Origin of the sequence: Methylocapsa polymorpha (assembly GCF_045689225.1) — a bacterium.
Taxonomy (GTDB): Bacteria; Pseudomonadota; Alphaproteobacteria; order Rhizobiales; family Beijerinckiaceae; genus Methylocapsa; species Methylocapsa polymorpha.
The window spans coordinates 1122453-1135979 of sequence record NZ_CP136862.1 but is presented as its reverse complement, the minus strand read 5'-3'; the positions used below and the strand labels follow the sequence as shown (position 1 = coordinate 1135979).

Here is a 13527-nt window from a genome sequence, read left to right as displayed (position 1 = left end):
CAGACCCTGGCCGGCAAGGGCCGGGGTCTTTCGCCATGCGAGCGCTAGCGCGTAATCTTGACGCTCTGGAACGTATTCCCATTCCCCGCCGACGCCAACTCGGGACTTATGTCGAAAGCGTAGCTCGGCCCGACGCTATTGCTCACAAAGTCGAAGGTTGCGTTCCCGTCGCCCTTCGCGTCGGTCTTGACCGTGCCGAGCTGATGATCGCATTTCAGCTTGACGCGGAAGGTTGCGTTGGGCGCGGCTCCGGTCAAATGGACGCTGACGCCGGTCAACTGGCTCGACGCGCGAAATACGGTCACGGATCCGCCGAGGACCGCCGCGTCGGCGCTGCTGACGTCGTCATTGGTGCAATTCGATTCGTCCTGGCGCACGAGGGGGACTGTTTTCGCACTCTTCGTGCCGAGCGGCACTTGATAGGGGCAGGCCCCGCCGTCCCGCGCCGAAATGACATAGGAATAGGCCGTGCCGCCGCTGTCCCCCGTTCTCTCGACTGCACCCATTTTCGCGGTCGCCGGAGCGCCGGAGGCCGAAGCGAATGCGCCGTCGTCATTATACCAACAAACAAGGGCTTGGTCTTCAGCGACCGCCGGAGCGGCATGGATGGCCGCTGCTGCGGCGGCTGCAATTAGGATTTTCTTCATGGCTTTCCATTGTCCAAACGGAAGATGACCGGAGTGACCGGGGCCGCTCATAACACGCCGGCGCGCGTCTGAATATTCCCGCTGCGGTCAAGAGCCACGCATGGCCCTCCGTTTCGTCGACCGTTCGCCGGAGATCAGGCGGAGGCTGCTTCGTCAGCGAACCGCCGAATTGCCGCCGTTGGCTCAAAGTCCGCGCTGATCGAAAGGGCCTTCATGATTTGAGCGCGATTCCAGAGGCACATTTCCCGAGGCGGATAGGGCGCGATAAAATCATCGAAGCGATAGAACACATCCTTTGGAAGTGAGAACGGTGGAGAAAACAGGTCGATCAGTCGAAACTCGCCTGTCAAAATATCACTGTTTAGAAAGCCGTCTTCGTTCTTATGCGTTGTCGTTAATAGAAATTCCGTTCCAGACGCAACGAAGTTTTTGAGAAATGACAAAATGTCATCGTAACTTAAATGAAATAAGCAATCACGACATATGACTATGTCTCCTTTTGGAATTTTGTCAGTCACCAAGTCGGCTAATATGAATCTGAGATGAATGGAAGAATATTTCGCGCTATTCGCCGAAATAAGCTTTGGAACTATATCAATTCCTGTATAGCGCATATCATTATCAAATTTAACCAACTTCATCCAATTGAAGTCCCCGCAGGGCGCATCTATTATATTCTTCAAGTTCCATTTTAAGAATATTACCGGGAGCTGCGCTCTGATCTCACGCGTAGCCAATTCACTCGAGCCGGAGCCGCTGGCGCTTTCCGCATTTTCCCAAAAGTTGTTATTATATATTTCAGAAAAAGTGTATTTACGGTCTTTAGATAAAAGTGAAACGGCTCGTCGAAACGTTAGCATTAAGCCGTTTCGGCGCCAGAATCTTATAGTTTTCAGAAGAAGCCGTATCACTATGTGTCCCCCTATATGTTACAATTCCGCTTCGCACTTCATAGAAATTCTTAGGGCGAGGCAAGGACCTAGGGCGCGCTGCCCTTTCAGCCGGGGCGACCGCTCTTGGAAAGGGAGGAGATTGAGGCGAACTGGCCCAATCTTCTCCCTCCCGACCCATGCGCCTTCCGTTCGGACGGAATCGTCCGTTCAAAAGGACTCATTTAAAATCAGAAGCTTGGAGCTTTTTATGATCGAAAATCTCGATCGCCTGTTCAGAACATGCTCCTAGCCGACCTCCCCGCCCGCCGGACTTCCAGCGATCGCCACGTCCCATGCAGGACGCCGATCTCTATATTGAAAGGCTTCGCTACAAGCGTCAACAGAGTCACAACTATAAGACGCATTATATTACGATATTACGAAACAGCTGGCCGTGGGCGCCGCGGGCGGCTTCTGGAATTTCCCGGGGCAAAATATGTGCGCGAATTGGCGAGGCTTGGCGAACTCATGTGACGGAGCCGGTTTGCTCCTGTAAAAGCCGATTCATGCCAAGCCCGCTTCGAGAGCTCAAATTTCCGCACCGGCATTTGCTCGGGATAGAAGGCCTTTCGCCGCTGGACATAGCCATCCTCCTCGATCTCGCCGAACAGGCGATCGAGGTCTCGCGTCAGGTCGAGAAAAAGCGCTCCACCCTGCGCGGGAGAACGCTGATCAACCTTTTCTTCGAGGCTTCGACCCGGACGCAGTCCTCCTTCGAGCTCGCCGGCAAACGCCTCGGCGCCGACGTCATGAACATGTCGGTCGCGACCTCGAGCGTCAAAAAGGGCGAGACCCTCATCGATACGGCGATGACCCTGAACGCCATGCGCCCCGACATTATCGTCGTGCGCCACGCCCAGGCCGGCGCGGTCCATCTTCTGGCGAAAAAGGTGGATTGCTCGGTTGTCAACGCCGGCGACGGCGCGCATGAACATCCGACCCAGGCGCTTCTTGATGCGCTGACCATCAGGCGCAACAAGGGCTGCGTCTCCGGCCTCACGGTCGCGATCTGCGGTGACATTCTGCACTCCCGCGTCGCGCGCTCCAATATTCTGCTGCTGTCGGCGCTTGGCGCGCGCGTGCGGGCGGTTGGGCCTTCGACCCTGCTTCCCTCTGGAATCGAGCGCATGGGGGTCGAGGTCTTCCGCGACATGCGCGCCGGCCTCAAGGACGCCGATATTGTGATGATGCTGCGCCTGCAGCGCGAGCGAATGCAGGGCGGCTTCATCCCCTCCGCCAAGGAATATTTCCGCTTTTTCGGCCTCGACGAGGAGAAGCTTCGCTACGCTAAGCCGGACGCGCTGGTGATGCATCCGGGGCCGATGAACCGCGGCGTCGAAATCGATTCGAGCGTCGCCGATGGGCCGCATAGCCGGATCCGCGAGCAGGTCGAGATGGGCGTCGCCGTGCGCATGGCGGTGCTCGAGGCCCTGGCGGAGCATTTGCCGAATGGATAAGCGGGGAGCGGCTGCGACATGAAGGCTCTGTCATCCCCCTCGATCGCGCATCAGCCGTTGGCGCTGATCAACGCCCGGCTGATCGACCCGGCCGGACCAACCGAGACTCGGGGCGGGGTCCTCATCGTCGATGGCCTCATCCGCGATCTTGGTTCCGGAGTCGTCGCGGCCAATCTGCCGACCTATGCGCGAGTCGTCGACTGCGGCGGCGACCTTGTCGCGCCGGGCCTCATCGACATGCGGGCTTTCGTCGGCGAGCCCGGCGCCGAGCATCGCGAGACGATCGCGACCGCCACCGCGGCGCGGCGGCGGGAGGCGTCACGACAATCCTCGCCAGGCCGGACACCAATCCGCCGGTCGATGAAGCCGCCGTCGTCGATTTCCTGCTGCGCCGGGCGCGCGACACCGGCCGCGTGCGGATCCTGCCCACCGCCGCCCTCACGCGCGGCCTCGCCGGCGAGGAAATCGCCGAGATCGGCCTGTTGCGGCAGGCGGGCGCCGTCGCCTTCACCGATGGGGCGCAATCGATCCGCAACGCGCGGACGCTGCGCCGCGCCATGGCCTACGCGAAGGATTTTGACGCGCTTGTCATTCATTACGCGGAGGATCGCGACCTCGCCGCCGAGGGGGTGATGAATGAAGGCGAATTCGCCTCCCGTCTCGGCCTCGCGGGGATCCCGCGCGAGGCGGAGGCGATCATTCTCGATCGCGACATCAGGCTCGTGAACCTCACCGGCGCGCGCTACCACGCCGCGCTCGTCACCACCTCTCTCTCTCTCGACATCATCGCCAAGGCGAAGGCGGCTGGCCTCCCCGTCACTTGCGCGACCTCGATCAACCATCTGACCCTCAACGAGAGCGACATCGGCGATTACCGCACCTTTCTGAAGCTCGCGCCGCCTCTGCGGCATGAGGAGGAGCGGCGCGCCCTCGTCGAAGGCCTCGCCTCCGGGCTGATTGACGTCATCGTGTCGGACCATAATCCTCAGGACGTCGAGACCAAGCGCCTGCCTTTCGCCGAGGCCGAAGACGGCGCGATCGGCCTGGAGACCATGCTCTCGGCGGGGCTGCGGCTTGTCAGCTCTGGGGACGTTTCCCTCGCCAGGCTTCTCGCCGCCATGACGATCCGCCCGGCCGAGATCTTGGGCCTGCCGCAGGGAAGGCTGAAAATCGGCGCGCCCGCTGATCTCATCCGCTTCGATCCCGACGAGCCCTATGTCGTCGATCCCGCAAAGCTGCATTCGCGCTGCAAGAACACGCCCTTCGACGAGGCGCGCATGGAGGGCAGGGTGAAGCTCACCCTCGTCGCGGGGGAAATTGTTTTCGCGGCGGAGTGAGGCTTTGTTTGTTTGGGCGCGAAGGCGCCGGCTATCGGCGCCGACGCTCCGGGTGCATGGAACAATGGATCCGTCCCCTGCACCCGTCGCATCCAACAGGCAATTGGCAAAATATACCTATCCTAGGATGCGCTAATCTGGACCGTCGTGGCGGCCTCGAAGATGGTCACTTTCGTCGGGACATGATCCTTCGGGATAACGAATGTTTGCTGATATTCCACCGGGGTCGGCGTAACGTGCTGCGGCTCGATCCCGGTAGGGGCGACCACGGATAGGACCAGCGCCAGCGTCGAGGGGTCGGTTCCTGGCAGCTCCACGCGGACGAGGGTCAGTTTGTAGCCGGGAGTCGGCTCTTGACACACGCCCTTGACGGTGAGTGTGACCGCATCGATCCCGTGCGTAGAGGTGGCAGTCCATTTGCAGGCGTCGGCGTGACGCTTTTCATAAGATTCCTTCTCTCCCCCGGCCTGCGCAAAGGCCTGGGATGTCGAGGCGGCTGTGGCCGCGGCTCCGACAGCGACGGTAATGAATTCGCGACGCTGCATGGTTTCCTCCTGATAATAACTGTTGAAATCTCAAATTGAGCTATTCGGCTTATTGGCAAGGCCAAGCCTACCTGGGCGCTTGCTAAGGTTATGAACATCCAACAATCCATAATGTTCCGCTGTAGCGGACTGCTTGTTGGGTCTGACGCGCCGTCACATTGTTCTGCTGGCAATGATGCAATTTTAGAGAACGCCGAGCGATTGCTTAGCAACGCAAGATTGCTCTTTGAACGCGGCGATTCCTTTCATCTGGCGCCCGCGCCCATTGTAGTATCAAGGAAGTTTGAAAAACGATTTCTGGCGCGTCTCTAGGCTTTTTTAAAACAAAGCGCCGTTACCGCTTATGGAGGGTTCATAAAATTCTTGTCTCTTTCGATAAACATGGCTTCGAGATTAAGCAGATTGATATTGCATCAGAATATATAAGGCCGGTCGCTAATACGACATTGATGTCGATTCAAATAATATAATATTATCTTGGTCTAGTTGCATTGACGATGTGGCGGAAAGGCGTATCATCGGCGCACAGGTGGATATGTCTATTTTCGACATTCTGCCTAGGTGGATTGTGTTTCTTTTGACCTGCGCTGAGTCAGAAATAACCGGCTACAAATCCACCGCCTGGCTGGCCGTTGTCAGTCGAGATCAACGGTTTCAGATCAAGCCTCCTCATGTCGATTTTCTCCTTGGCGTCGGGGGAAACGCTATCCGATGGGAGGGACCGATGATTTGGCCTGGAACCCTAAACCTGGATCTCCAAGCGCTTGTGAAGCGCCGCCTGCGAGCGGCGTCACCGAGGCGCTTTCGCTTCGACGGAGATCGAAAAGATGACGACGGAACCCCGCAAATATGACGACCTCAAAGTCGGCCAGCGGATTCATTTTACCGGCTACCCAGGAGACGCAGCGAATCCGAGCGGCGACGGCGAAATCATAGCAGCTCACGAGGCGGGCCCTAAATCGATGGCGAATTACGACATTCGCCTGGACGACGGCCGCGAAAAGACGAAGGTCATTCATCTGGCCTTCAAGCCGAGCGCCAACCGCTGCTACATCATCGCCGAAGAGCACAACGCAGCCGCTTGATTCCGCAGGCGCGCTAGACCTGTTTGGCGCGCCGCCTTTCAAACGACACTCTCAGGGCCAGTTTCTTGCTTAACCCTCCGCGCGCCGACGCCGATGGGAGAAACTGAATGCCGCGCTCGCAGACCGCCTTTCTCGCTCGCAAGGACGCCCCCATGCGCAAGGCTTTGCAGGAGGCGATCGACGGCCTCAAATTCAAGCTTGCGCTCGACGACGCCTATGCGCCCTTCAAGACCGCGGGCTATCTGCCCTGCACGCTCGAAGGCGAGGATGCGGGGTTCGACATGCGTTTTCAGGAGGTCGAGGCCGATCTCTCCAAATTCCCCGCCCTGCAAGCGCAAATCGGCGGGCGGGATGCGGCAATCGCCTTTCGCTGGAGCGGCGACGCGCGGGAATACGCCAGCGCGATGATCGTCGGCGCGGCCTTGGCCAAGAATTTCGGCGCGATCGTCCATAACCCCGACGAAGATGTCGTTTACAGCGCGGAAGATCTGATCGAAAAGGCGCGGAAGGCCGTGGCGTCCTTGTCCTTATAGGGCCGGCCCTCTTGATTTCAGCTGGCGATCGAGGCCGCACAGAAGATGACCGACAAGGAAGCAATTCTCGCCGCGAACGCCGCTTATTACCACGCCTTCGTCACCGGCGATTTCGCCAAGATGAGCGGAATCTGGGCCGATGACGATGTTTCTTGCATCCATCCCGGATGGCCGGTTCTGATCGGTCGATCGGCCGTCTTGGACTCCTATCGCGAGATTCTGCGCAATCCCATGCAAGAGCCGATCGAGCATCGCGATCATAAGACTCTGGTCTCGGGAAGCGAAGGCCGGGTCTTCTGCGTCGAGATCGTCGGCGGCGCGGCGCTCGCCGCAACCAATTGGTTTAGGCGCATCGACGGCGCCTGGCGCATGATCCACCATCAAGCGAGCCCGATCGCGGCATTGATGGAGGAGCCTACGGCCAGACCCCCTTCCAGCCGGCTGAACTAAGCGTTTTCTGAAAACGGTTTGCCGGGTTTCGGGCTCGGGAGGCTGCAAAAGCCCCTGGAAGCTGGTAGGAACAGGCGAGTTTTACCAAGCCCGATCGAACTGGACATTGGCCGGCGCAAGCGCGTCGGCGTTTCGAGAAGCGGAGACCTTAAAGCATGAGCGAACAGCAGCAAGACGAAGAAACCCTGACCAAGCAGTCTCTTCTCGACAAGGCCAAAGAGCTGGAGAGACTTGCAGAGAGCATCTATCGGGCCGCGGAGGGACGCAGGCCGCTGCCGCATTCGCTCAGCGACTCCTTGAAGCAGATCGGGGAACTCGCGGCCGAGTCCGAGGAGGCGATCGCCTCGCATCTCGATCACGCCTATGCCGAAGCAACCTTGGAAGCGGTGGCGACGGCGCTCACCGCCGTGCGCAGCGGCATCGACAGCCTGGTCGTCTTCCAGGCGCTTGAGGGCTCGTCTTACGAGACGCGGACAGTGGCCAACGACTGAGCAGCCCGCTCGTTCGAAGGCGCGCCGGTTGCCGCGCGGCCGCGGGGAAGCTAGGCTATGCCTTCTCTTTCGGTCAAAGCCGGTTCCCCGACGTGCCTTCGATTTTCGCCTTCCTGTTCGGTTATGTCCTCGGCTCAATCCCTTTCGGCCTGATCCTGACCCGTCTGGGCGGGACGGCGGATCTGCGCTCGATCGGCTCCGGCAATATTGGCGCGACCAATGTCCTGCGCACCGGCCGCAAGGACCTGGCGGCGCTGACCCTTCTCCTCGATCTCTTGAAGGGAACCCTGGCGGTCCTGGCCGTCGCCTACTGGGCGCCGGGACAGCCGGCGCTTTACGCGGCGCTCGGCGCTTTTTTGGGGCATGTGTTTCCGGTCTGGCTCAAATTCAGAGGCGGCAAAGGGGTCGCGACCTTCCTTGGCTGCCTTTTGGGGCTTGCATGGCCAGCGGCTCTTGCTTTCGGCGTCGTTTGGCTAACGGTCGCTGGAGTTACGCGCTTCTCGTCGGCGGCGGCGCTGGCCGCCAGCGCCTTGACGCCGGTCGTTCTGATCGCCCTCGGCCGGACCGACGCGGCGGTCTTGTTCGGCGTTTTGGCGATCATTCTATGGGTCAAGCATCGCTCCAATCTCTCCCGGCTTCTGGCCGGCACGGAAACCCGGATCGGACGGACCTGAGTGCCGCAACCATTCGCGCCCGAGGCCGCAAAAGAGCTGACCGAGGCGCAGCGCTTCGATTGGCTGCGGCTGGCGCGCTGCGAAAATATCGGACCGCGCACCTTTAGCGTCCTCCTCGACCGCTATCGAAGCGCCGCCGCGGCGCTGGAAGCCTTGCCGGAGCTGATCCAGCAGCGCAGGCCTGGCCGGCCGATCCGCATTGCGACGATAGCGGAAACCGAGCGGGAATTAGAGGCGATGCGCCGCTGCGGCGCCATCTTCATCGGGTTTTGCGAACCGGCCTATCCGCCGCTCCTGCGGCGCATCGATACGGCGCCGCCGCTGATCGCCATGCGCGGCGATCTTGCTTGCCTGCGCCGCTCAAAGGTCGCGATCGTCGGCTCGCGCAACGCCTCGGCGGCGGGGCTCGCCTTCACCGAGCAGCTTGCGCGTGGGATCGCGCGGGCCGGCCATGTCATCGTCTCGGGGCTTGCGCGCGGGATCGACGCGCGGGCGCATCAGGCCGCAATTGAGACCGGGACGATCGCGGTGCTCGCCGGCGGCTTGGGCAATATCTATCCCGCCGAGCACGAGGCGCTGCTTGAACGGATCGTTGAACATGGCGCGGCGATCAGCGAAATGCCATTCGGCTGGGGGCGCGCGGCGCGATTTTCCGCGCCGCAATCGCATCGTCGCGGGCCTGTCGCGCGGCGTCGTCGTGGTCGAGGCGGCGCGCCGGTCGGGCTCGCTCATCACCGCGAAATTCGCTGCGGAGCAGGGCCGCGAGATCTTCGCCGTTCCGGGTTCGCCGCTCGATCCGCGCGCGGAAGGCGCCAATGACCTCTTGCGCGACGGAGCGACATTCTGCACCAGCGCGCAAGATGTGATCGAGGCGCTCGCCAGGCAAAATTTAGAATTGGAGGACGCAAATCTCGGCCTGTCGGAGCCGGATCTCTTGGCCGGACTCGATGCGCCGCTATGGGACGAACTCGACCTGCCGGAGATTGCGACGGCTTCTGTCGCGCCGGCGGGCATTGAGGCGAATCGCGACGCGGCCTGGCCTGTCGAGGCCGACGAGGCTTCGGAGAATTTCGCGCCGCCGGGGGATCAGGGCGCGCAGCCGGCTGAGCGGTCGCGGGCGGATCTCGCCTCCCGCGTCATCGAGCTCTTGGGACCCACGGCTGTTTCTGTCGACGAACTGGTGCGCGCCTCTGATGCGCCGGCGCGAGAGGTCAGGACCATATTGCTGGAACTCGAACTCGCGGGCCGGCTCGAATGGCGCGGCGGCGATTTGGTATCCTTGCTCCAGAAGCCTGGTTGAGCGGTCAAGCGCCGACCCGACGGGGCCGCGTCGCGGTTTGATCCGCGTGTAGACGCGGTTCAGGCGGAGGAAGCCCTGACGCCTCCCGTCGGCGGCGCTTCAAGGGCGTCCGCTTTCGCCTCATCGCTTGGCCAGCCCAAGCCCGGAACGAAAGCGTCGAAAGCGGCCCAGAACTGCTCCCGAAACGACTCGCGCTCCATCAGGATTTCGTGGCGCGCATGGGGGAGCGTGATAAATCTCCCGGCCTTCAGCCGGCCCGCGAAATCTTCCGTCGCGGCGGTGTCGACGACTCTGTCGTCGCCGGCGGCGATGACCAAGGTAGGCGTCAGGATCCGGCGCGGGAATTCCGCGTCCTCGAACTGCCGCATGAGCCGGAAAGCTGCGTTGACCCATCCGATCGTCGGATCGCCGATGGCGAGCTCGGGGGCGAAATCGAGGATTTCGGCGGAGCGCATGTGACGCACCGGGTCGGAGGTCAGCACGTTTCCTTGAAAGCCGGCGGACATATAGGGCTTGCCCCGGCCGCCGGGGACGAAAGCGGCGCCGAAGCCGAGCAGGGCGAGGCCGTTTGCGAAATATCGCGAAGCGCGCGGGAAGCGCAGCCCGTGGAGGTTGATCATGGGCGCGGTCAGGACCATGCGTTCGAAGGGCGAACGCCCTGCGCGCGCCTGGGCCAAAAGAATGGCTCCGCCCATCGAATGGCCGAGCGCGAACCAGGGCGGGCGGCCGAACGGTTCGAGGACTTGGGCGCGCAAGGCGTCGAGATCGCGGTCATAGGCGCGGAAATGCCCGACATGGCCCCTCAGACGATCACGCAGGAGGCGGTCGGAAAGGCCTTGGCCGCGCCAATCCAAGACCACGACGTCGAAGTTGCGATCGAGCAATTCGCCGACGGCTTCAAAATATTTTTCGATGAATTCGGCGCGTCCCGGCAAAATCACGACCGTGCCGAGAGACGCAGGTCCGCTGCTCCAGCGCGCTGTGCGCAAGGCCAATCTGTCCTGCGTCCTGATCCAGGCGACGGTGGCGCCTGGCGGCGCCGGGTTTTCGGCGGTCGTGTGAAGATCCATCGCGAAACTTTTTGGCTCCTGGCCGCCGGGAGCGGCGGAGATGCAAAGGTCGAGCGAACCTATCAAGGCTTCCAACTTACCGCCAGCCGCTCTCCATGTCTCGATTTGAATGGCTCATTTTCGCCGCCGGGGACCCCTTGCAACAGCGGGCTGGGCTCCCACATTTTCGTCGCGCGGGCCGCTTCAGGACGCGCGGGAAGAGAGGCGGGTGTCGGGCGCATCGCCGGCTCCGTCTCGGATCGCTTCATGATGGAGGATATGTAAATGCGTCAGTTTGATCTTTCTCCGCTCTATCGCTCGACGATAGGCTTCGACCGGCTGTTCAGCATGATCGACCAGGCGGCTGGCCTTGAGGCGGCGCCGAGCTACCCGCCCTATGACATCGAGCGCACCGGCGAGGACGCCTATCGGATTTCGATCGCCGTCGCGGGCTTCGCCGAAAAGGATCTTTCGATCGAGACAAAAGAAAACACCCTGACCGTCCGTGGTTCGAGAGAAACCTTGAGCGAGAGCGGAGCCCAGAAGGCGGAAATGCTTTACCGAGGAATTGCGGCCCGGGCGTTCGAGCGGCGCTTCCAGCTCGCCGATCACGTTCAGGTAACCGGCGCAAGCCTCGAAAATGGACTGCTTCACATCGACTTGCTCCGCGAAATTCCGGAGGCGAGGAAGCCGCGTCAGATCCCGATCGGGAAAGGCGCTGAGGCCAAGCCTCAGGTCGTAGCGGCGCAACAAGCAGCTTAATTCCGCCCGCCGGGCATCCCCCTCCCTGGCCCGGCTTGGTGGTGGTGGAAGGGCGTCTCGCATGAGGCGCCCTTTTCCATGAAAAATGCTACATTTTGCGAACCCGCATCGAGGTAGATTGAGATATTTTAGAAGTGGGGAATTTGTTAAGTGGGCGAAGCGAAAAGAAGGACTGCAGCAAACTCGAGCTATGGAAAACCAAAGCGTGGGCTCGTTGTGACCTGTCCCATGGAAATTCAAGGCACTTCGCTTCGAATAAAATCCACCAACTTAGACCCGCAAGAAATTCGTTTTGCACTACTGTTTTGGGACCAACTTGTTTGGCCATCGTCTCGCTTAATCCATATAATGAGCGGTCCCGACGAGATCTTCCTCGAACAAGCTGGCGTGCTGACGCGGCCTTTTTATAACGTTTACGGCGATGTGGCCCAAGGCATTGCAACGACACAAATTAGTGCGTTCAAGGATCTAGACAAGAAAGAGCCTGGTAAGTGGGCGCTCGCCCAAGGTGAAAACTCGTTACTAGTCCGTGACCGCGTTCTAGACGAGGGGCGAGGAGCGCTTGTTGAGCTTCACCGTGCTATTCCAGTCCCGGATAAGGATGTGCCGCTGAACGAAATTTTGGAGTTCAAGGCGAAGCGGAATGACGAACTGCAACTCCTCCGAACTGAGATCGATGCCTTATTCGCTACTCTGGACACGGCTGACGACAAGGCTGGTGAACTTTCGAATCATATTGTTCGAATAGATGCTGCTTGCGCTAATGTTTTGAAAATCGGGAAGGAGTGGCGATGTCCTGTTCGGCTCTCCAACGTCAAAGCATCGGTCGAAGTCCGGCCGTTCGTCACAGCATTCGGAGGAATCGCCGCGTATGAATTAGCTACGCACCATGCTCTACCTGCATCCGCTGCAATTCTTGCTGGTTTGGCAGGCGCAGCGAGTGGAACTGCGCCAGCACTAAAGCTTTCGGCAGATTTCGGATGGCGTGGGCTTCGTCCACGGCCTGAGCCGTACAGATACGTTTACCATTTCTACAGCGAAGTGTTTTAATTCTCCGGCCAAATATAAATACCATCCAGTCGGAAAGGTTTAAGTATCACGCCCTTGTCTGTGGAAAGCAAAAGGGGGCGTTGCTAGCTGCCTGTGTATCCGCGTTCATGCCCGTCCTTGCGCAATGGCGACAAAACGCTCGACGTCGGAGCTGAGGGTCGCGAAAGACGTCACCAGCCGAACGAAAACCTCATCCTGCGCCGGCGCGGCGATTCCAGCGTCAAATCGGCGCGAGCTCCACTCGTAATAGAGCGCGCCCGCGGCTTTCAGAGCCGTATCGGTCCGGCGCGGCAAAATCGCGAAAATTTCATTCGCTTGGCGTGGCCAGACGATGCGCACGCCGGGGGCCTCTGCCAAGCCCTGGGCCAGGCGGACCGCATGCGCATTGGCCGTTTTCGCAAGGCCGAGCCAATGGCCGTCTTCGAGATAGGCGACCATTTGCGCGCCGAGGAAACGGCCCTTGGATAAAGTATGCCCGCTGCGTTTGCGTTGATAGGGAAGGCTCGAAGCCTTGGCGGGATCGAAAAAGATCACCGCCTCGCAGGCGAGCGCGCCATTCTTCGTCGCGCCGAAAGACAGGACGTCGACGCCAGCCCGCCAGCTCATGTCCGCGGGCTTGCACGGCAAGGCGACCAGCGCATTGGCGAAGCGCGCTCCGTCCATGTGGACTTCGAGCCCCGCTCCATGCGCGATCGCCGCAAGGTCTGAAATTTCCTCGCAACTATAAAGCGTGCCGCTTTCGGTCGCCTGTGACAGCGACAGGGCCGCCGGCTGGACCTGCTTGACGGCGCCGCGCGGAAAAGCCGCAATCGTCGCCGCGAGATCCTCGCCGCCGATCTTCCCGGCATGGCCGGGGATGCCGACAAGCTTCGCCCCTGCGGTGAACATCTCCGGCGCGCCGCATTCATCCTCCATGATATGCGACTCCTGATGGCAGAAGACCGCGCCGAAGGGAGGACAAATCGCGCCGAGCGCGAGCGCGTTGGAGGCGGTGCCGGTGGCGACGAGAAAACAGGCGATCTCTTTCTCGAAGACTTCGCTCAGCAGCTCGGTAGCCTTGGCGCTGAAGGAATCGGCCCCATAGGCCGCCGCCGGACCCGCGTTCGCCGCCAGGATCGCATCGAGGATGCGCTGGCTCGCCCCGGCGGTGTTGTCGCTCGCGAAATCCATTGCGTTTCAGCTCCAGCATGACACTGGCAGAAATTCCTTAAGAGA

At 60.7% G+C, this 13527-nt stretch carries 13 protein-coding genes and 2 pseudogenes; 10 read left to right on the top strand and 5 right to left on the bottom strand.

The annotated features are described in order from the left end of the window. Positions 1 to 44 precede the first annotated feature (44 nt). Positions 45 to 647, bottom strand: coding sequence for a hypothetical protein (locus RZS28_RS05345; RefSeq protein WP_407340299.1), 603 nt, complete (start codon positions 645 to 647; stop codon positions 45 to 47). Positions 648 to 781: 134 nt separating this feature from the next. Then, positions 782 to 1558 (bottom strand): hypothetical protein, encoded by a 777-nt coding sequence (locus RZS28_RS05340; RefSeq protein WP_407340298.1) that lies wholly within the window; start codon positions 1556 to 1558, stop codon positions 782 to 784. Between the two features lie 527 nt (positions 1559 to 2085). Between RZS28_RS05340 and RZS28_RS05335 the strand changes: the two genes are divergently transcribed. Together RZS28_RS05335 and pyrC are read left to right on the top strand one after the other, a co-directional pair. Then, a complete protein-coding gene (locus RZS28_RS05335; protein ID WP_407340297.1) occupies positions 2086 to 3036 on the top strand; it encodes an aspartate carbamoyltransferase catalytic subunit in 951 nt (316 codons plus the stop codon). 18 nt (positions 3037 to 3054) lie between these two features. Continuing rightward, a pseudogene (gene pyrC / locus RZS28_RS05330) lies at positions 3055 to 4373 on the top strand (dihydroorotase). 122 nt (positions 4374 to 4495) lie between these two features. On the opposite strand, the gene RZS28_RS05325 reads toward pyrC, so the two are convergent. Next, positions 4496 to 4918, bottom strand: a complete 423-nt coding sequence (locus RZS28_RS05325) for a hypothetical protein (protein WP_407340296.1) — start codon at positions 4916 to 4918, stop codon at positions 4496 to 4498. 827 nt (positions 4919 to 5745) lie between these two features. Here RZS28_RS05325 and RZS28_RS05320 point away from each other — a divergent pair. The 6 genes and pseudogenes from RZS28_RS05320 to dprA all read left to right on the top strand — a co-directional run bounded on the left by RZS28_RS05320 (position 5746) and on the right by dprA (position 9451). Then, on the top strand, positions 5746 to 6003 hold the full coding sequence (locus RZS28_RS05320; RefSeq protein ID WP_407340295.1) for a hypothetical protein: 258 nt from the start codon (positions 5746 to 5748) through the stop codon (positions 6001 to 6003). A 107-nt stretch (positions 6004 to 6110) separates the two neighbouring features. Next, the gene (locus tag RZS28_RS05315; protein WP_407340294.1) at positions 6111 to 6536 is read left to right on the top strand and encodes a hypothetical protein; all 426 of its coding nucleotides are present in this window, start codon (positions 6111 to 6113) and stop codon (positions 6534 to 6536) included. Between the two features lie 45 nt (positions 6537 to 6581). After that, positions 6582 to 6986, top strand: a complete 405-nt coding sequence (locus tag RZS28_RS05310) for a nuclear transport factor 2 family protein (protein WP_407340293.1) — start codon at positions 6582 to 6584, stop codon at positions 6984 to 6986. Between the two features lie 155 nt (positions 6987 to 7141). Continuing rightward, positions 7142 to 7477, top strand: coding sequence for a hypothetical protein (locus tag RZS28_RS05305; protein WP_407340292.1), 336 nt, complete (start codon positions 7142 to 7144; stop codon positions 7475 to 7477). A gap of 92 nt (positions 7478 to 7569) precedes the next feature. Continuing rightward, positions 7570 to 8151, top strand: coding sequence for a glycerol-3-phosphate 1-O-acyltransferase PlsY (gene plsY / locus RZS28_RS05300; protein WP_407340291.1), 582 nt, complete (start codon positions 7570 to 7572; stop codon positions 8149 to 8151). After that, positions 8152 to 9451 (top strand): annotated as a pseudogene (dprA, locus tag RZS28_RS05295) (DNA-processing protein DprA). A gap of 59 nt (positions 9452 to 9510) precedes the next feature. Here the strand turns inward: dprA and RZS28_RS05290 are convergent. Further along, complete coding sequence (locus tag RZS28_RS05290) at positions 9511 to 10596, bottom strand: alpha/beta fold hydrolase (RefSeq protein ID WP_407340290.1); 1086 nt, start codon at positions 10594 to 10596, stop codon at positions 9511 to 9513. Between the two features lie 189 nt (positions 10597 to 10785). Between RZS28_RS05290 and RZS28_RS05285 the strand changes: the two genes are divergently transcribed. Both RZS28_RS05285 and RZS28_RS05280 read left to right on the top strand, forming a co-directional pair. Continuing rightward, positions 10786 to 11262, top strand: coding sequence for an Hsp20 family protein (locus RZS28_RS05285; protein ID WP_407340289.1), 477 nt, complete (start codon positions 10786 to 10788; stop codon positions 11260 to 11262). Positions 11263 to 11490: 228 nt separating this feature from the next. After that, positions 11491 to 12312 (top strand): DUF6236 family protein, encoded by an 822-nt coding sequence (locus RZS28_RS05280; protein ID WP_407340288.1) that lies wholly within the window; start codon positions 11491 to 11493, stop codon positions 12310 to 12312. A gap of 105 nt (positions 12313 to 12417) precedes the next feature. On the opposite strand, the gene RZS28_RS05275 is transcribed toward RZS28_RS05280, so the two are convergent. Next, on the bottom strand, positions 12418 to 13482 hold the full coding sequence (locus RZS28_RS05275; protein ID WP_407340287.1) for a threonine aldolase family protein: 1065 nt from the start codon (positions 13480 to 13482) through the stop codon (positions 12418 to 12420). Positions 13483 to 13527: the final 45 nt, after the last annotated feature.